Annotated in this window: 6 protein-coding genes; 2 read left to right on the top strand and 4 right to left on the bottom strand. The window is 59.9% G+C overall.

Annotated features, from left to right (window positions below; translation table 11 throughout):
* On the top strand, window positions 1-1,252 hold a 1,252-nt coding region (locus tag AC07W4_RS12795; RefSeq protein ID WP_495032655.1), incomplete at its 5' end, for an immunoglobulin-like domain-containing protein.
* 75 nt (window positions 1,253-1,327) lie between these two features.
* Here the strand turns inward: AC07W4_RS12795 and AC07W4_RS12790 are convergent.
* The 4 genes from AC07W4_RS12790 to AC07W4_RS12775 form a co-directional block, all read right to left on the bottom strand.
* Entirely contained in the window at window positions 1,328-3,616 is a 2,289-nt protein-coding gene (locus AC07W4_RS12790; protein WP_495032654.1) for an autotransporter outer membrane beta-barrel domain-containing protein, read from the bottom strand.
* A 194-nt stretch (window positions 3,617-3,810) separates the two neighbouring features.
* The gene (locus AC07W4_RS12785) at window positions 3,811-5,739 is read right to left on the bottom strand and encodes a hypothetical protein (protein ID WP_495032653.1); all 1,929 of its coding nucleotides are present in this window, start codon (window positions 5,737-5,739) and stop codon (window positions 3,811-3,813) included.
* Between the two features lie 103 nt (window positions 5,740-5,842).
* On the bottom strand, window positions 5,843-7,936 hold the full coding sequence (locus AC07W4_RS12780) for a hypothetical protein (protein WP_495032652.1): 2,094 nt from the start codon (window positions 7,934-7,936) through the stop codon (window positions 5,843-5,845).
* Window positions 7,937-7,993: 57 nt separating this feature from the next.
* Complete coding sequence (locus AC07W4_RS12775; protein ID WP_495032651.1) at window positions 7,994-18,907, bottom strand: retention module-containing protein; 10,914 nt, start codon at window positions 18,905-18,907, stop codon at window positions 7,994-7,996.
* Window positions 18,908-19,496: 589 nt separating this feature from the next.
* On the opposite strand from AC07W4_RS12775, the gene AC07W4_RS12770 reads away from it, so the two are divergent.
* The gene (locus tag AC07W4_RS12770) at window positions 19,497-20,861 is read left to right on the top strand and encodes a TolC family outer membrane protein (RefSeq protein ID WP_495032650.1); all 1,365 of its coding nucleotides are present in this window, start codon (window positions 19,497-19,499) and stop codon (window positions 20,859-20,861) included.
* Window positions 20,862-20,870 lie beyond the last annotated feature (9 nt).

The following is a 20,870-nucleotide window of genomic DNA, read 5'->3' as shown; positions in this document are numbered from 1 at the left end:
GGGTGAGCCTCAAAGCAACGCCAGCGGTGACTGGAGCCAGGTGCTCAATTCATTGAGCGTCAAGGAGTACAGACTCATCGCGCAGGGGCTGTACGGCGACAACCCGATCTCCAACCCGCCCCGGACTTTTACCGTGGCCATGGCCGATGCCCCGGTTATCAACAATGTCGTTGGCGCCTCTGGACCCGTGCAGAATGGCCAAACGACCTATGACCGAACCGTTACTGTCACCGGCAGGGCCAGCCCGAATCAGCAAGTCGAGTTGCGTGACGACTCCACCTCGCTGGGTCGACCAAACGTCAGTGCCAGTGGAACCTGGAGCCAGGTCATTAGCGGATTGAGCGTCAAAGAATATCGCCTCACAGCCCTGGCACTGTACGGCGACCGCCCTGTGTCCGAGCTTTACCGTTTTGCGGTGGCGGCCCATACAGCACCAACAATTAGGTCCGTCAGGGATTCCCGTGGCGAATTGCCAGATAGAGCACATACCACCGATAGGACCGTGAGCCTTGAAGGGAATGTCACGGCTAACCATGAGGTCCAAATCTACGATAACAACGTGTCCAAACATACGGTGCGAGCCAGTGGGACCACCTGGAACACCACCCTGTCCGTGGCTCTGGGTTTACACAGCATTACGGCGAAAGCGGTCAGTACCGGGCAGTTTTCCGAAGCCCGCAGTTTTACCGTCAACTCGCCGACCCCGCCGCTGAACTTCAATACCAGCCCGGTGAATTTGTCTGCGTGGATTTTCAGAAGTGACTACACACCCACTAATCCACCCGCGGGTGCCTTCGTCAACCGAGCCGCGAGCGGCGGTGTTCCGCCCTATCGCTATGCGTCGAGCAATCCTGCGGTGGCCGAGGTGAATGCTTCCACCGGGCGGGTGATTTCCAAAGGCAATGGCAGCGCTACGATTAGGGTGACGGATAACGCTAATCAGACCGCCTCGTATCCAGTATCGGTGTCGAATGTGCATCGAATCTTCGGAACAGGTCAGCGCAATACTTATACGCCATGCCATAACGCTGCAGTGAGTCAGGGTGGGCGCATTCCATCGTTGGCAGAATGGAACTCATACAGGAACACCTATGCTGGTGTGGCAACCGAGCAGGAGTGGTGCTGGGCAGCCGACGTGGCCGGTTTAGGCAAACGGTGGGCGATCTACCCGGCAACCGGGCAAACTAAACCACTGATTGATCTCGGGTTTGGCGGTGAGGTAGCCAGTGGCTATGGCATAAGAAACGGCTAATGCATTAAGCAGATGAAAAAACGCCCCTCATGAATCATGAGGGGCGTTTTTTTTAACTCCGATAAGTGCTCGATATTAAAAGTCCCAACGCACCCCCACATTCACCCCATACGGCTGTTCAATGTTCTCACCGTTGCTGTAATCGAAATCGGCATGCAGTTGCACGTCCTTGGTCACCGCCAGTGCAATACCCGCCCCCAGCACCCCGCGGGTGCCGGACAAATCGTTGTTGAACTGGTTGTCGTGGTTGACGGTGACGCGGTTGTTGTTGATGAACTCTTGTTGCACGGCGGCGCGCACATAAGGTTGCGCGATCATGCCGTTGTTCATGTTGAAGGTACGGCCGGCGGTGGCACCGGCTTCGCCGAGAACCGAGCGCGCACGATCACCGTCGGCGTTCATGCCGTTGTCCAGGTCATAGTCGCTACCTTGAATCACCGCAGTCGACAGTTTGGCGTACGGCTCGACGAAGTAGCCCTTGTCCAGCTTGATGTTGCGCCCGAACTCGGCGGAAGCGCTGATGCCGGAGTTGCGGTAATCGCCCTTGGAGCGGGTGCCGTCGCTCAAGCTGACCTTGGCTTCATTGTGAAAGCGGTTGAACTTGAGCGTGGCGTCGAAGTAGTAGCCCGTCTCGGCGTCCAGCCAGGTCACGTACGGCCCCAGATAGTAGCTGTTGATGGTACCGGACGTGCCCTGCTCGACGTTCAGGTCGGAGTCGCTATAACCGGTCATGACACCCGCCAGCCATTGGCTCTCGCCCAGGCGCACATCCGCACCGAGGGACAGGCCTTGCTGGGTCTGCTGATAGGCCACGCCGGAACCGGAAGTGATGTTGTACTTGTTGCCGTAACCGCGCATCCAGAAGCCGGTTTTGCCGCCGTTGAAACGCAGTTCGCCCATGCGGCTGCGCAGCGATGCACCCTCGGCATACAGGATGGTGATCGGTGCGTTGAACAAGGCCAGCACCGAGCGCGCGCCGGGGCTGACGGTTTTGGTGGTCGGGTCGAGGAACCATTCGGTCTCCCCTGTCCCCGTGCTGCGCTGGGCCAGGTCGTAGGACCAGGTGCCCACGTCGACCGGGCCACCTTCGAGCGAGAATTTCGCATCGCCCGCCGCGGTGTGCACCAGGGTCAAGGCCTGCGGTGACGCCGCGTCCAGCCCGGAGGCGGCCACGGCCAGACCGAAGTCGCCCGTCGCCACGCCGGTAACGTTAAGAAAGTCGTGATTGCCGGTGGCGAAGTCACCCTTCATGGCAAACACACCGTTGCCCGCCAGTGTCCCGACATTCAATTGATAGTAAGTAGCCGGGGCACCCGCCGGGCCAAAACTGACACGACCATCATTCATGGCCAGCGTACCGATGCTGTCGTTGCCGGTGAGTGTCCAGTTCGAACCGCTGTTGATGGTCACACCGTTGGCCTTGTCGAGGCGGCCGATGAGGGTCGAACCGTTTTGCAGGGTGACATTGGCCGTCGAGGCATCATCGACCTTCACCACATCGCCAACCATGTGACCCGAGTCGAACGTCAGGTTCGCGGTGCTGCCACCGTCGACGCTCACGTTGCCTTGCAGGGTGCTGTTGGCGACGGTCATATTGGCGGTGGAGGCGTCCTTCACCTCAAGCAAAAGGTTGTTGCCGGCAAGCAGACGAGTGTTGTTCAGCACTTGTATCTGCGCCGTCACACCGGCATCCGCGAGAATCGCCGAGCCCGCCTGCCCTTGCACCAGGACATTGTCGAGCAGCAGTTTGGCACCACCGCCCACGCCTTCGGCGTCAGCCCGCAGGCGAACGCCGTTCGCGCCACCGGTAATGCTGCCACCTGTGGCCCTTACATCAGCACCAAACGAATTCAGACCGATCCCGTTCGACCTGGTTGCGGAAACCTGTGTATTGGTCAACTGCACAAGGCTGCCACCACCGGTTTCGATCCCGGCGGATACGCCCTGGATCCGGCTATCGCTGATCACGGCAGTCGAACCGGTGGTGGTTCCACTGACCCGGTTGATGAGCATGCCCATGCGGGTGCCGGTTACCGTGGCACCCGTCAAATTACCACTGGCGTTGGTGAGCGAAACCCCTGCACTACCCAGACGGCCGTCGTAGGTACCGCCGACCGCATTGAATTGTGCTCCGCTGGTGACCAACACCTCAAAGGTGGCCGCGCCGTTGGAATTCAATACGCCACCGTTCTGGGCGAGATAGTTGTCTTGCGGTGTGGTTTGATCGATGCCCAGTGTTTGACCCGCGTCGATCGTGGTCAACGCAAACACCAGGGGACTTGAAAGAAGGGACGGGGCCAGGGTCAGCCACGCGAGACTTTTTTTGAATCGGTTCAACGGAAACAACTGCGAACAAGCATCCATGATGACTCCTTTAAACTTTTGAGCGATACAGTCCTCCAGTGGGAGGCTGGCATAAACAATGTGCGCGCAGAGTACAAGGAGGAGTGCGACAGTTCTGTAGGAGTTTTCCTAAAGTTAAAAGAATGATCCCTCACTTATATGAGCGAGCGAGGTGGAGGAACTCCTCCACCTCTGGGTGATAAAACTAATTAATGTTATTCAGGACGAGTGCCAGGGCAGAAGTTCCCATCCGAGTCGATGGTCACCACCCTCACTTCAACTTCATTTGAACTATGAAGACGCCCATCCACCGTTGTCGTGTAAACAATCTTCCCGTATCCATCGGCAATGGGCCTGAGTGCGGCATTGAATGGCAAATAGACTTCAAATCCGTCCACATGTTCGTTACCTGTCAACGTCTTTTCAATAAGGTAATCGGCCACCGGGTCGAGATCCGGTATTTTAACCCCTGACCATACAAAGTCCAGCTTCATACCCGGGGCGAGAGACCCTCCCCCTTCCACACTGACTACCGCGGCCTTACCGACTACCGGAAAATCCCGCAGAGAACTGCAGTCAAGGTACTTTCGACCGGACGGGCTTTCGTACAAATGGCGAATTACTGGATCAATAAGCGTCACAGGAAAAATATACACATCGACATCAGTAGGGGGTGACGGGTTTTTATTTTCACCATTTTGAGTAGGGTTGGTGATGATATAGCGCGCCTTTTTGAGGCCGTTACGGGTCGCCTCAAATACAGCCGACGGAATTTTGAACGGGATCTTGAAGTCCGGACTTTCAGTTCCGGTCACTTCATAGTGTCCGTTCGGTGCTGGAACAGGCTCACCCTCCCAGTACAAATCAACATGATCTCCGGCCTTGAACCCGTCATAGATTGTCAATTCGATATCAATCAAGCTGCCAACGTCGCCCTCCACCAACTTGTCATCGCCTGTTGAGCCTTTTACCACCAGTTTGGCCAGGTTCGGGTTACCCAACTCCGGATCCGGTTCTGGATTGACCGGACCTGGAATCGTCAAGTTGATGTTGCACGTTAACCCCGTCGGTTCCGGATACTCCTTGCCGTCCCGTACAATTGCATAGCTCACGAGGACGTCCCTCGGACCATCACCATTACGCGCCACATCCGCAAAAGGTACGTCGACAATCACTTGCGCCGTGCCGTCCGTCGGCTTGAGCGGTTGAATGATGCCATCAAACCTTACTCGTACCTGGTCTTCGGGCAGTCCATTATCGAAGGTCGGAATAACCACCGCTACACTTGGCCAGGCATCGTCCAGGTCAATAACGCCATCATCGTGTTCCGGTACAAGTGGCGGTTTCAGCCCGCTGGGTACGGGGGTCAATCGAACATAGAGATCAAGCTCCTCAGATTCCTTCCCAATGTTCCCCGAGCGATCTTCATATTTGCAGTAAAAAATAAAATCCCCCGTGCCGCCTAGATCAATTTGGCTCTTGGGTATCTTTATTTCGATCGGCCGGCTGAGATCAGCAGTAACAGTGAATACACCAATAGGAACCCCCGGAATACTCTTGCCATAATAACCATAATATCTATCTCCCTCCCTCATGTCGTCCGGAGGATCAATAGTCATTGTCAAACCGTCCAATGCATCCAGAATTTCGCGAGTGACAACGCCGTCCACGACTTCGACCGGCGGGGTTGCCTTGCCCCCGGGCAATCCATGATTGGGTGCCGTTTTATCGATGAAAAACAACGACTCCGGAGATATATGCGTATTACTTGCATACTGGGTTTTGTAACGCAGGCGAAACGGCCCTTCAACCGCCGTTTCCCCGCCATCCAATACCATCACAAAAGGATTGGGAAGAGGACTTGGAAGCTCCTTCCACCCTGAAACCTCAACATTATCTTTCATCAGTGTAATATCGATTTCTCCTGGTTGCGCTCCCGGAGGTACCTGCACATCTCTAAGCAGCACATTGCAATCGTGCCCCTGGCGGCTTACTTGAAGTTTCGCCACATTATCGCTCGGCACCGGCGGTAACAAGTTCTCTACTTCAGGTGGATCACCGGCCGTAAGTCGCAGTGACTCGCGCAAGTCAAACAACTTTTTCCGAGCCAACTCTGCTGCCGATAAAACGTTCATATCAGTCATTACTTGTTCTCCTTTTCAATAGACACGCCGGGTCATCTGCCGCTGATGGCTAAGCTTCAATACAGATGCCGGACACTCACTACATTGCCAACTCGAAAACTCTTCAGTTTTCGTTACACAAATCATTCGTCGGCGAACATATTTCGCCACTGGGCATGGTGCGATTGATCACCACAAAGTCCGACCGGGACCGCCCCCGACCACCGTTACGCTTTTCAAGTCGGTAATAAGCCAGCCCGGAGCCGTTGTTCACCATCGGGGCAATCAAGTTGTCGTAGTCTTGCACGACAATATCGATATCCATTCCGGGCTGGAGCGTTGTCAGCTCTTTGACAATCTCGCCGTAGGCCCCCGGGATGGGGCTGGTGCCATTCGGTCCGGCACACCCTTGCCAAACCAGTATCAGCGTGTCGCCCTGCTCGATACGGGGGTCGGCCTTGATCCTGACCGTCACCCCTTCCCAGAGCCTCGGCCTCGAACAGCAGTGGAGTACGCCATTCAAACCGCCATGAGGAAATGTCGGTTCCTTCAGGTTTTCAATCAATACAATGTCCACCCTGACCAGCGTCGGCAGGGATTGTTGCCCGTTCACCCCATTGCTGGTGGTGTAGTAAACCGGCAAGGCTGGATTCTGCTTATCGGTGTCGATCACCTCCCAGGGCACGATGAACTCGATGGTCTTCCCGGCGGTGTCTCCCAATTTGACTTTGTATTCAGCGACTGCTCCTGGATAGCTTCCCCAGTACAACTCAAGCAGTTGCTGTGGTTCGGGAGCGTCATACAAGGCGAGCTCGACTCTGGCAGGACGGCCATGGTCCTCGGTCAACAACGTATTCTTGATGCCGGATACTTCTCCAAATACCTCCACCAGTGCGAGGTTCGCATTGATCAACGCAGGAGCCTTGTCGTGATCCTGGCCGGCCACGGTAAGATCGACCGCGACCGAGATGTCCGGCGATGGAGGTCCATACGCAGTGCCTTGGCGAATCCGGTAATACACCTTTGCCCGCAATGGCCCGTCGCCCTTGCCCTGCAATGTCGGCCATGGCACCGGAGCGGAAAGCGGAAAGCCCGCCGGATCAACCTGAATCTCCGCCAGCGGGTTGTCATCCCAAAAAATGGCCACCCAATGGCCGGGATCCGCAAATTCGTACTCATCGATCTCCACCCGCACACCATCACGGGCCTGCTGCCGATCCACCAGACCTCTGGGAGACAGTGGCACTCGGGGTGGCGGCAGGGCTCCCGGCGCGGGGCTTAAATCGACGTAAATGTCAGCCAGATAAGACCGTGGTCCGGCATTGCCGGCCAGATCCCTCAGGTAGTAATAGAGGTAACGCTTACCGGTGCCCCAAGCGCGGATTTCGTCGGCGTAGACAGTGATGCGCAGTCGTTTGTCGGCAATATCCTGGGCGCTGAACTCCTGCTCACGAATCGGCGTTTCGGCGTCGGGTGGAGAGTCTTTGTCTGTCCAGTAATAAACGGCGCGATCCCGGGCTTCGGCATCGATGTACCAGGGCACTTGCACGCTGACCTCTCCTTCCTGCGTCAGGAAGGTTTCGGTGATCGTGCCGTTCAACTCTGGAGGAAACACTACCGCCTTCGGCTTGTTACCGAAGTCGGGTTTTGTAGTGTCGATCGTCAGGGTTTTCCTCTCCCCCTCCACGGGATTGACGCCGTAAATGGACACCCTGAGCGCCACCTCATAGACCCCCTGTACCAAGCGATTACGTGGGACCTTGAGGGTTTGCGGGAACACAATAACGTCGGTGGTCGGATACCAGCGTTCATCGACAGCGTAAAACTCAGCCCCTAATTGCATGAAGCCCAGTTCGACCAAATCCTCGTCGGCCGGGTTGGTTCCCCGACCAAACTCCATGAAGGTCGCGATCAGATCGTCACCCAGTGCCGTCAGCGGCAGCAGCCCTCTTGGGTCAACCGGATCAATGACCGCTGGAATGTCGGGTGCGTCAGCTGCAAGCACAGATGCTTCGTGGACTTGCGAATCATCGGCAGGTTTTTCGGGCGTCGCCATTTCGAGCCTTCCTGGGTGAAGGTGGTGGTACAGCACACTTGGTTGCGCTGCTTGAATGGCTTTATTTAATGCCCGCCGGAAGAAACTGCCTACTGTCAGAAATAACAGGTATTGCGACCGTTCATCGTAAAACTGCCCTAAGACCACCTGATTTAGACCCATAAAAAACCCGCGCTCCCATTTGATCGAGAGCGCGGGTTCAGTCGCTGCGGCTTCGGGTTACACGGTGTCGACCTTCAACGAATGGTCATTGAGCATGCCGTTGATGATGGTCGCCGTGTCATACCCGCCTGCGATCACCCCACCCGCCCCCGGCGTTACACCGTAGTGGCTGGCCAGGTCGACGCCGGCCAGGTCGATGGTCTGGTTCGGCGCGGCGCCGGCCATGGCGCTGACGTCGATGCTGGTCACTGTCGACGGCCCGCTGCCGGTGACGGTGAAGTGCAGGTAGTCATCCAGCGACGCCGTGGTGCCGCTCTCCCCTTGCAACAGTTGCGACAGGTCGAGCTTGTCGGTGCCGGGCGTGAAGTCGGTGATCACGTCATGGCCACTGTTGTCCTTGAGCCACTGGAAGGTATCCGCCCCCGTCCCGCCAGTCAGGGTGTTGTTGCCCAGGCCACCAATCAGCAAGTCATCGCCGTCCCCTCCCCTGAGGATGTCGTTGCCCAGGCCGCCGTTGATCACGTTGTTAGTGTTGTCGCCGGTCAGGGTGTCGTTGAAGTTCGAGCCAGTGAGGTTTTCGATACCGGTCAGGGTGTCCGAGCCCGCACCCAGGGTGTTCTGCGCAGTGAGCAGGCTGAGGTCGACCGTCACCCCGACGCTGGCGTGGGTATAGCTTGCCGTGTCGATGCCCGTGCCGCCATCGAGGATGTCACTGCCCTGGCCGCTGAAGAGCAAGTCATTGCCCGCGCCGCCATGCAGCTCGTTGTTGCCGGAACCGGCAGTGAGCACATCGTTGCCGTCGCCGGCATTGATGACGTTGTCGCCCGTGCCCGCCACCAGGACGTCATCGCCACTGGTACCGGTGAGGGTGTGGCCGCCCTGATAGCTGATGGTCAGGTTGGCCGAGTCGCTGCCGCCATGGTTGTCGTTGGCGGTGTAGGTGCCGTGGTAGTCCGTGGTGACTTCGTGTGCTCCTGCGTAGTTGACGGTCATGGTCAGGTCGTAGTTTTCCGCCGAATTCTTATTGCCGCCACTGGTGTTGGCGATGTTGGTCACGTGGATCTGGTAGGTGCCATCCGCGCTTGCGGTGATGGTGCCGCCATCGGCGATGCCTGTGAACGCCCCGCCGTTGAGCGAATACTCCATCGTGACGTGCCCAGGGTCCAGGTTGTGATCGAGGTTGAGCGTCTCACCCTGTTTCAGCTTAACCGTGATGAGGTCTTCATTGTTGCCATTGGAGTTGTTCGCGGCGCCCAGATAGCCACTGATCACCAGCAGCGCCGTCATGGTCGCCGCGTTGGCCGCAAAGGCATTGCGCACGTTGGCCAGACTCTGGTTGGCGAGGTTGTTGTTTTCGCCGGTGAAGTCGATCGCGCCGGTACCGGTGAAGTCCCCGCCTTTCACGACCCAGCCGGTGTTGAACGAGGTGGGTGTCGCCGAAAGTTGGTCGCCATTGGGGTCGGTATCGTTGGCCAGCAACAGTTCGCCCGGCACCACGATGTTGCTCGACAGCTCGTTGGTGATGACGTGGTCGTCCACCGCCACTGGAGGCGCGTTGGGGATCACTTTCACGGTCAGCGTCGAGCTGGTGAGGTCGCCATCGTTGTCGCTGACGGTGAAGCCGATGTTCTCGGTGATCAACACCGACGTGGTTTTCTGCGAGGTGTAGTTGTAGTCGCCAGTGTCGAGATTGATCACCAGCGTGCCGCTGTTGTTGGTGGCGATGCTCAGCGTGTTGTTCACGGTATTGAAGGTGCCGTGGTTGGTGCCGCCGCTTGGCGTCAACGAACCCTGGCCGCTGAGGGCTTTCGGATCGTAAGTGTAGGTGGTGCCGTCGACCACGATGGATTTGATGAAACCGCCATCAGCGCCGAACGCGCCGCCCTCACCCAGCAACGAACCGGTGACCGGTGCGCCGACCACGGTGCCGGACAGCACCGAGTTGAGTTGGTTGAGGTCGGTGACCACCACCGCATTGGTGTCGGTGTGGCTGTGGCCGTCGTAGGCTAGCGGATCGAGGTTGGCGTTGCTTACGCCACTGCCCAGGCCGATCGCGTAGTTCTTGATGTCGTTGGCATTGAGGAAGGCTTTCAGCGCGGTTTCGTCGGCGGTGCCGATTTCCTGGCCGGCGGTGGGCTTGCCGTCGGAGAAGAAGTAGCCGACGTTTTGCGCACCGGTGAGTTTGCCCGAGGTGTTGAACGCGGTCTGCATGGTCGCCACGGCCGCGTCGTAGTTGGTGCCGCCGTCCGCAGTCAGACCGGCGAGCAGCGTCTTGGCGGTGGCGACATCGACCCACACCGAGGTCCTGTCGGTGGCGCTGCTGCTGAAGGTGACGAGCTGCACTTTCACATCGCCCAGGTCGTCGTACTTATCCAGCAAGGCACTGATGGCCTGCTTGGCCAGGGCCAGGCGCGACAGGCTCGCGCCCGACGCGTCCAACACGCCGGAAGCGTCGGCCATGCTGCCGGAGACGTCGAGCACGATCAGCAGGTTGGAATCGATCTCCACCGCCGCCACCGAGCGATCCGTTGCCACTGCCTTGGGCACGTCATCGACAATGTTGACCACGATGGTGCTGGTGCTGCTGTTGCCCAGCGCATCGGTGGCTTTGTACATAAAGCTTTCACTCAGGCTATTGGGCCCGTCGTTGGCGGTCGGCAAGGTTTTCGGTGCCGAGGTCAGGGTGTAGGTGTAGCTGCCGTCGGGGTTGATCAGGATCTGCCCGTAGGTGCCGGTGGCGTTGCCGACCAGGGTGTAGGTGAGTGCGCCGCTGGCACCCGAGACCGAACCGACCAGGGTCCCGGACGCGGTTTCGCCCGTGTTGCCCGGGTCGCTGCCGGTGACCGTACCGGCGGCCAGGTCCTGCCCGTCCTTGCTCAGGTCGAGGGCTTTTTCGTAGACCGTCACGTCGCTGTCGGGATTGGCCTTGATCGTGCTGTTGGTGACGTCGATGGTGATGGTGGTGGTGCTTTCATCGCCATCGGAATCACGCACGGTATAGGTGAACGTGTCAGTGGCACCCGGATCGCCGACGGAATTCTGGTTGCTGTGATACACCGCGTTGCCGTTGGCATCGAGGGTCAGGTAGCCATAGGTACCGTTGATCTGGTTGCCCAGCCCGCCGATGGCTGACGTCAAGGTGTTGCCGCCGGCACGCACACCAACCACCGTCGCCGGACCATCGGCGCCGCTGACGTCGTTGCCCAGCACACTGATGTTGACGCTGCCGCCCTCCACGACCGATGACGAGTCTGGTTTGGCGCTTGGCAGGTCGTCGACGATCTTGACGTTGATCTGCCCGGTATCGCTGTCGCCATCGGTGTCGGTGTCGGTGGCTACGACGTTGATGTTCTCGATGAGGTTGTTGGTGCCGTTGGCCGTTGGGTGGGCTTCGTTATCGTTGAGGGTGTAGCTGTAGCTGATCACGCCCTGGCTGAAACCGGTGATGGTCAGGGTGCTGCCCAGTGGTGTGACGGCAGTTTGCGGGAAACCGGCGACCACGCCACCACTGATGACCGTGATGCCGCCCACGGTCAGGGTTTGCAGGCCGTCGAGGGCGGTCACGGTGAAAGTGCCGCTCTGGGTCAGTGCCGGTGTGTCGGGGGTGGTGCCGTCGCTGAGATTTTTCTCGTAGACCGTCAGCTCACCGCCATACACGTCGAGGCCGTTGAGGGTGACCTTATCGTCGTTGTTGTAGACGTTCAGTACCAGATAGGCGGTACTGATGTCACCGTCGGCATCGGTGAGGGTGTAGGTGAAGGTTTCGGTGTCGCTGCCACCGCCATGCAGGTTTTTGAAGTCCGCATTATCGGGATCCAGCGTGTAGGTGTAGGTGCCGTTGGCATTGAGCACCAGGGTGCCATAGGTACCGGAGAAGGTGCCTGGGGTGACCGGGCCGGCATCCGGACCGATGGCGACTTTATCGGCGCCGATCACGTCGTTGCCGAACACGTCGCCACTGAGGCTCAACACTGTCTCCGAAGCGGTGCCGAGGTTGCTGTCGTTCAGCGCTTTGGGCACGTCATCGACAATGTTCACCACGATGGTGCTGGTGACGATGTTGCCCAACGAATCAGTGGCCTGATAGGTGAAGGTTTCGTGCATCACGTTCGGGCCGTCATTGCCATGCGGCATGGTGCTCGGTGGTGTCGTCAGGGTGTAGGTATAGGTGCCGTTGGCGTTGAGCTGAATCTGCCCGTATGCCCCGACATCGCTGCCGACCAGGGCATAGGTGATTGCGCCGACGGCATGGGTGACCGACCCCACCAGCGTGCCGGACGCGGTTTCGCCCGTGCTTGCAGGATCGCTGCCGGTGACGGTGCCGGCCACCAGGTCCTGGCCGTCCTGGCTCAGGTCGAGGGCTTTTTCCAGAACCGTCACGTCGTTGTCGCTGACGGCCTTCAGGGAGCTGTTGTAGAGGTCAATGGTGATGGTGGTGGTGCTTTCGTCACCATCGGAGTCGCGCACGGTGTAGGTGAACACATCCACCGCGCCGGGGCCGCTCACTGCGTTAGGCGTGCTGTGATACACGGCGTTGCCGTTGGCATCGAGGGTCAGGTAACCGTAAGTACCGGCGATGTGGTCGCCGAGCCCGCCGATGGCCGAGGTTGATGTGTCGCTACCCGCACGCACACCAATCACCGCCCCAGCGACAGCCGGACCATCAGCCCCGCTGACGTCGTTGCCCAGCACACTGATGTTGACGGTGCCGCCCTCCTGCACCGAATCCGCGTCGGGATTGGCGCTCGGAAGGTCATCAACGATCTTGACGTTGATCTGCCCGGTATCGCTGTCGCCATCGGTGTCGGTGGCTACGACATTGATGTTCTCGATGAGGTTGTTGGTGCCGTTGGCCGTTGGGTGGGCTTCGTTATCGTTGAGGGTGTAGCTGTAGCTGATCACGCCCTGGTTGTAACCGGTGATGGTCAGGGTGCTGCCCAGTGGCGTGACGGCAGTTTGCGGGAAGCCGGCTGCAACACCGCCGCTGACGACCGTGATGCCGCCCACGGTCAGGGTTTGCAGGCCATCGAGGGCGGTCACGGTAAAGGTACCGCTCTGGGTCAGGGCCGGTGTATCCGGGTTGGTGCCATCGCCGAGATTTTTTTCGTAGACGGTCAGCTCACCGCCATTCACGTCGAGGCCGTTGAGGGTGACCTTATCGTCGTTGTTGTAGACGTTGAGCACCAGGTTGGCGGTGCTGCTGTCGCCGTCGGCATCGGTGATTGTGTAGGTGAAGGTTTCGGTGCCGTCGCCACCGCCGTGCAGGGCTTTGAAATCGGCATCGCTGGTGTTGAGGGTGTAGGTGTAGGTGCCGTTGGCATTCAGCACCAGGGTGCCGTAGGTGCCGGTGAAGGTGCCGGGGGTGATCGGGCCGGCGTTTTCGCCGAGCGTTACCCGGTCGGCGCCTTGCACGTCGTTGCTCAGTACGTTGCCGTTGAGGGTCAGCTGGGTTTCCGAAGCCGTTGAAGGATTGCTGTCGTACACGCCTTTGGGCAGGTCGTCGACGATGTTCACGTCGAGGCTGCCCGTGGCAGTCGTGCCGTTGTCATCGACCACGGTCACGGCGAACTGCTCAGGCAGGGTATTGGCACCGTTGGCGGTCGGGTGCGCTTCGTTATCGTTGAGGGTATAGCTGTAGCTCACCACGCCGCTCGCCGCGTTGAACCCGGTGATGGTCAGGGTGCTGCCCAGTGGCGTGGTGATCGATTGCGGGAAACCCGCCGCCACGCCAGCGGTGACCACGGCGATACCGCCGACAGTCAGGGTGGTGACGCCGTCGAGTGCGATGACGGTGAAAGTACCGCTCTGGGTCAGGGCCGACGCGTTGGGGTTGCTGCCGTCACCGAGATTTTTTTCGTAGACCGTCAGCTCACCGCCATACACGTCGAGGCCGTTGAGGGTCACCGGATTGTCGTTGTTGTGGACGTTCAGCACCAGGTTGGCGGTGCTGCTGTCGCCGTCGGCATCGGTGATTGTGTAGGTGAAGGTTTCGGTGCCGTTGCCATCGCCGTGCAGGGCTTTGAAATCCGCATCGCTGGTGTTGAGGGTGTAGGTGTAAGTGCCGTTGGCATTCAGCACCAGGGTGCCGTAGGTGCCGGTGAAGGTGCCGGGGGTGATGGGTCCGGCGTTTTCGCCGAGCGTCACCCGGTCGGCGCCCTGCACGTCGTTGCTCAGCACGTTGCCGTTGAGGGTCAGCAGGGTTTCCGAAGCCGTTGATGCATTGCTGTCGTACACGCCTTTGGGCAGGTCGTCGACGATGTTGACGTTGATCTGCCCGGTTGCACTGTCGCCATCGCTGTCGGTAGCGACGACGTTGAAGTTCTCGGTCAGGCTGTTGGCGCCGTTGGCCGTTGGATGGGCTTCGTTATCGTTGAGGGTGTAGCTGTAGCTGATTACCCCGGTCGCCGGGTTGTAACCGGTGATGGTCAGGGTGCTGCCCAACGGCGTGACGGCGGTTTGCGGGAAGCCGGCGGCCACCCCCCCGCTGACGACAGTGATTCCGCCGACGGTCAGGGTTTGCAAGCCATCGAGGGCGGTGACGGTAAAGGTACCGCTCTGGGTCAGCGCCGTGGCATCCGGTGCGCTGCCGTCGCCGAGATTTTTTTCGTAGACCGTCAGCTCACCGCCATACACGTTGAGGCCGTTGAGGGTCACCGGATCGTCGTTGTTGTAGACGTTGAGCACCAGGTTGGCCGTGCTGCTGTCGCCGTCGGCATCGGTGAGGGTGTAGGTGAAGGTTTCGGTGCCATTGCCACCGCCGTGCAGGGCTTTGAAATCGGCATCGCTGGTGTTGAGGGTGTAGGTGTAAGTGCCGTTGGCATTCAGCACCAGGGTGCCGTAGGTGCCGGTGAAGGTACCGGGGGTGATCGGGCCGCTGTTCTCCCCGAGCGTCACCCGGTCGGCGCCTTGCACGTCGTTGCTCAGCACGTTGCCGTTGAGGGTCAGCAGGGTTTCCGAGGCAGTGCCATTGCTGTCGCCCACGGCGTTGGGCAGGTCGTCGACGATGTTGACGTCCAGTGAACCGGTGGCAGTGGTGCCGTTGTCGTCGACCACAGTCACGGCAAACTGCTCAGGCAGGGTGTTGGCACCGTTGGCGGCCGGGTGCGCTTCGTTATCGTTGAGGGTGTAGCTGTAACTCACCACGCCGCTCGCCGCGTTGAACCCGGTGATGGTCAGGGTGCTGCCCAGTGGCGTGGTGATCGATTGCGGGAAGCCCGCCGCCACGCCAGCGGTGACCACGGCGATGCCGCCGACGGTCAGGGTGGTGACGCCGTCCTGTGCGGCGACAGTGAAGGTGCCGTTCTGGGTCAGCGCCGTGGCATCCGGTGCGCTGCCGTCGCTGAGGTTTTTCTCGAAGACGGTGAGCTCGCCGCCCCCAGTATTCAATCCGCCAATCGTGATCAGGTCATCGTTGTTGTGGATCTGCAGCACGAGGTTGGCCGTGCTGCTGTCGCCGTCAGCATCGGTGAGGGTGTAGGTGAAGGTTTCGGTACCATTGCCACCGCCGTGCAGGGCTTTGAAATCCGCATCGCTGGTGTTGAGGGTGTAGGTGTAAGTGCCGTTGGCATTCAGCACCAGGGTGCCGTAGGTGCCGGTGAAGGTACCGGGGGTGATCGGGCCGCTGTTCTCCCCGAGCGTCACCCGATCCGCACCCTGCACGTCGTTGCTCAGCACGTTGCCGTTGAGGGTCAGCTGGGTTTCCGAGGCAGTGCCATTGCTGTCGCCCACGGCACTGGGCAGGTCGTCGACGATGTTGACGTCCAGTGAACCGATGGCAGTGGTGCCGTTGTCATCGACCACGGTCACGGCGAACTGCTCAGGCAGGGTATTGGCACCGTTGGCGGTCGGGTGCGCTTCGTTATCGTTGAGGGTGTAGCTGTAGCTCACCACGCCGCTCGCCGCGTTGAACCCGGTGATGGTCAGGGTGCTGCCCAGTGGCGTGGTGATCGATTGCGGGAAGCCCGCCGCCACGCCAGCGGTGACCACGGCGATGCCGCCGACGGTCAGGGTGGTGACGCCGTCCTGTGCGGCGACAGTGAAGGTGCCGTTCTGGGTCAGCGCCGTGGCATCCGGTGCGCTGCCGTCGCCGAGGTTTTTCTCGAAGACGGTGAGCTCGCCGCCCCCAGTATTCAATCCGCCAATCGTGATCAGGTCATCGTTGTTGTGGATCTGCAGCACGAGGTTGGCCGTGCTGCTGTCGCCGTCAGCATCGGTGAGGGTGTAGGTGAAGGTTTCGGTGCCGTCGCCACCGCCGTGCAGGGCTTTGAAATCGGCATCGTTGGTGTTGAGGGTGTAGGTGTAAGTGCCGTTGGCATTCAGCACCAGGGTGCCGTAGGTGCCGGTGAAGGTGCCGGGGGTGATGGGGCCGGCGTTTTCGCCGAGCGTTACCCGGTCGGCGCCTTGCACGTCGTTGCTCAGCACGTTGCCGTTGAGGGTCAGCAGGGTTTCCGAGGCAGTGCCATTGCTGTCGCCCACGGCACTGGGCAGGTCGTCGACGATGTTGACGTCCAGTGAACCGGTGGCAGTGGTGCCGTTGTCGTCGACCACAGTCACGGCAAACTGCTCAGGCAGGGTGTTGGCACCGTTGGCCGTTGGATGGGCTTCGTTATCGACCAGCGTGTAGCTGTAGCTGATTACCCCGGTCGCCGCGTTGAACCCGGTGATGGTCAGGGTGCTGCCCAACGGGGTGGTGATCGATTGCGGGAAGCCCGCCGCCACGCCAGCGGTGACCACGGCGATGCCGCCGACAGTCAGGGTGGTGACGCCGTCCAGCGCGGCGACGGTGAAGGTGCCGTTCCGGGTCAGCGCGGTGGCGTCCGGTGTGCTGCCGTCGCCGAGGTTTTTCTCGAAGACGGTCAGCTCGCCGCCCCCGGCGTTCAAATCGCCAATCGTGGTCGGGTCATCGTTGTTGTGGATCTGCAGCACCAGGTTGGCGGTGCTGCTGTCGCCGTCGGCATCGGTGATTGTGTAGGTGAAGGTTTCGGTGCCGTTACCGCCGCCGTGCAGGGCTTTGAAGTCGGCATCGCTGGTGTTGAGGGTGTAGGTGTAAGTGCCGTTGGCATTGAGCACCAGGGTGCCGTAGGTGCCGGTGAAGGTGCCGGGGGTGATCGGACCGCTGTTTTCCCCGAGCGTCACCCGGTCGGCGCCTTGCACGTCGTTGCTCAACACGTTGCCGTTGAGGGTCAGCTGGGTTTCCGAGGCGGTGCCATTGCTGTCGCCCACGGCACTGGGCAGGTCGTCGACGATGTTGACGTCCAGTGAACCGGTGGCAGTGGTGCCGTTGTCGTCGACCACGGTCACGGCAAACTGCTCAGGCAGGGTGTTGGCACCGTTGGCCGTTGGATGCGCTTCGTTATCGTTGAGGGTGTAGCTGTAGCTCACCACGCCGCTCGCCGCGTTGAACCCGGTGATGGTTAGGGTGCTGCCCAGCGGGGTGGTGATCGATTGCGGGAAGCTGGCGGCCACGCCAGCGGTGACCACGGCGATGCCGCCGACAGTCAGGGTGGTGACGCCGTCCAGCGCGGCGACGGTGAAGGTGCCGTTCTGGGTCAGCGCGGTGGCGTCCGGTGCGCTGCCGTCGCCGAGGTTTTTCTCGAAGACGGTCAACTCGCCGCCCCCAGTATTCAATCCGCCAATCGTGATCAGGTCATCGTTGTTGTGGATCTGCAGCACCAGGTTGGCCGTGCTGCTGTCGCCGTCGGCATCGGTGAGGGTGTAGGTGAAGGTTTCGGTGCCATTGCCACCGCCGTGCAGGGCTTTGAAATCCGCATCGCTGGTGTTGAGGGTGTAGGTGTAAGTGCCGTTGGCATTCAGCACCAGGGTGCCGTAGGTGCCGGTGAAGGTGCCGGGGGTAATCGGCCCGCTGTTTTCCCCAAGCGTCACCCGGTCAGCGCCTTGCACGTCGTTGCTCAGCACGTTGCCGTTGAGGGTCAGCTGGGTTTCCGAGGCGGTGCCATTGCTGTCATCGACCGCTTGCGGCACGTCGTCGATGATGCTGATATCCAGCGTACCGGTAGCGCTGTCGCCATTGCTGTCGATGGCCACCACAGTGAATTGTTCGTCGAGACTATTGGCCCCGCCACCACTTGCGTGGGTTTCGGAACGGTTGAGGGTGTAGCTGTAACTGACCACGCCCGTAACCGGGTTGTAATCGGTGAAGGTCAAGGTACTGCCCAGAGGAGTGGTGATCGACTGCGCAACACCTGTCGCCACACCGCCGCTGATCACGTTGATTGCGCCGATGGTGAGGCTGGTCAATCCGTCGGGCGCATTGATGGTGAAGGTGCCGCTTCGCGTCAGCGATCCTTCGCTCCTCGCCGAACCGTCGGCCAGGTTGGCTTCGTTGACGGTCCGCTCGCCGTTCTGCTCTGACAGGCCGACGAAGGTGACCGGATTGTTCGGCACCTGTGCAACCACCGGCGGCACCACAGGGGCTTCGTCCGCTGTAGCGTTGTCCGGATTAACATTCAGGCGTTCTTCGGGAAGTTCGGGGATGCCATTGAATCCGGCTGTGGGGAAGCCGATGACCGGATCGACTCGTCCGCCCACTTCTTCGAGCATGACGAAACTATGGCCACTGCCCGCGATGCCACCCGGTACACCGGCAGTCGTGGTAGGCCCCGCAGCGGTGGCTTCAGCGGTTTGGGTCGGGTCGTCGCCCGCCGCAATGGCTTTTTGCAGCTGTTCGACATCGGTCAGTTGCGCTTCGCTCGGTGTCAGTGCTTCAGGTGACTCCACATGGGGAATCTGATTGGCAAGCAGCTGCGACGTCATCTGCATGCTGCTGTCGCGCCCGAGGGTCAGTTCCTGGCCATTTTGCAGATGCACCGCCACCGCGCCTTCAGCGCCGGTGCTCAGTTGGTCGCCGGCGAACAGCCGGTCCCCCTCGACCAAAGCACGCCGGGTGCCGTCGCTCGCAACCGCGAACACCTGACCGATGACCTTACTGACGATACCGATGAGCGTTGCCATGGTGCACTTCCTCCGCTGCCAACCGCTGTCGGCACCTTGTTTGTGCGAAGAACGTGCTCATGGTTCGAGCGGGTTGTCTGGCGGATCGTGTTCCGGGCGCCGGCTTACTTGAGTAAGCCGTGGACCCGGCAACGATCTCGCCCAGCCAGTCGCTCACGGCGCTGTTTACGATTTCGGGAAAATCCCTCTGCAATCAATGGCATCGGATCCCTGTTCGCAACAACCTTGCCTGTGAGCGATGCGTAACGATCTCGAAGCACTCAAGTGACAAAAAACCGTCGCCATCAGATCGCTCGCATCCCTCCCCTCCAGCACTTCTCCGCCCTATTTCGATAAGTGGATTGGAACTTTCCTCAAACCCCGATGAGCGCCCTAGAGCCCATAAAACAAGGGCTTTCTGATTGAACAATGTGCTGGATTTTGCAGAGCGCATAAGTTTTTTTTGGCATACCCGCTATGAAAAAAATTTCTTAGCTACGCTCCAGAATGTTCTTAGCTCTTTTGTTAAAGACGTGAAACAACTTTACCTACAAATGTCGTCAAAAAATTGGCGACTGATAAGCACCATCAGGAATCAGGGAGATGTACCATGCGCCTATTAACCCCCCTCTGCAGCGCGGTTCTTTTGGCCATGGCCTGCTCGTACCAGGCCCAGGCCATGACGCTGACAGAGGCAATCCAGAGCACCATCGCGACGCACCCGGAGCTGGCATCACGGGTGGACAGCCGTCTGTCGGCTGACGAGGACGTGAAGGTCGCCAAAGGGGGCTTTTATCCATCGGTTGACCTGAACGCCGCCTACGGACGCGCGTACAGCGACAACACCAATACCCGGGCGCTCACCCCCGGCGGGCACAACACCGAAACCTTGAACTACACCCAGTCGGAATTGCGCCTGCGGCAAATGCTCTTCGACGGGTTCAACACTTCCAATGAAGTCCAGCGCACCAAAGGCGTGGTCAACTCGCGAGCCTATTACGCTCAGGGTACGGCTCAGGATCTGGCCCTGCGCACCACCGAGGTTTACCTGGAAGTCCTCAAACGTCGCGAACTGGTGACACTGGCCAAGAACAACCTGCAAGCGCACTTGCGGGTCAATGACCAGATCGGCCTGCGCACCCAGCGCGGCGTGGGCAGCAACGCCGATGCCGACCAGTCCAGCGCTCGCCGGGCATTGGCGGAAAACAACCTCGACACCGCCGAAGTCGATCTGGCCGATGCCGAGTCGAACTTCTACGCCGTCGTGGGGCGCATGCCCGATGAACTCGAAACCCCGCCGTCGATTCGCGGCGAAGTCCCCCCCACCCTGCCCGAAGCCCAGCAGAGCATGGTGGAAAACAACCCTTACCTGAAATCCGCCCAGGCCGACGTGCAATCGGCCGAAAGCCAGTACGAAGTCGCCAAGTCGCCGTTCTACCCGCGCCTCGACGCCGAGGCAGCAGTGGGCGCGAACAACAACGTGCAGGGTGACGAAGGCCACGACAACGAATGGCGGGTCGGCGTGATAATGAACTACAACCTGTTCCGCGGCGGCAGCGACAAGGCGCGCCTGGCCTCCGACTCGCACAAGATCAACCAGGCCATGGACATCCGCAACAATGCCCTGCGCCAGCTCAACGAGAACATTCACCTGGCCTGGAACGCCATGGTCAATGCCAAGAAACAAACCCCGACCGCCCGTGAATATGCCGAAACCAGCAAGCGCGTACGCATTGCCTACCAGGACCAGTTCGGCCTCGGCCAACGGACCCTGCTTGACCTGCTCGACAGTGAAAACGAACTCTACAACGCCAACCGTCGCTACACCGAAGTGCGCTACACCGAAGAGTTCTCGATGTACCGTGTCCTGGCGAACATGGGCCAGTTGCTGAGCAAGCAACGGGTCGTATTGCCCGCCGACGCGATCGCCCAGACCGAAGTGAAAAACGAAGCTCGTCTGCCTGATATGAAGTAGTTCACGGGA

It is taken from the genome of Pseudomonas sp. GW821-FHT02A08 (assembly GCF_059422045.1).
The sequence above is the reverse complement of the archived record's forward strand: the minus strand, read 5'-3'. Positions and strand labels throughout refer to the sequence as shown.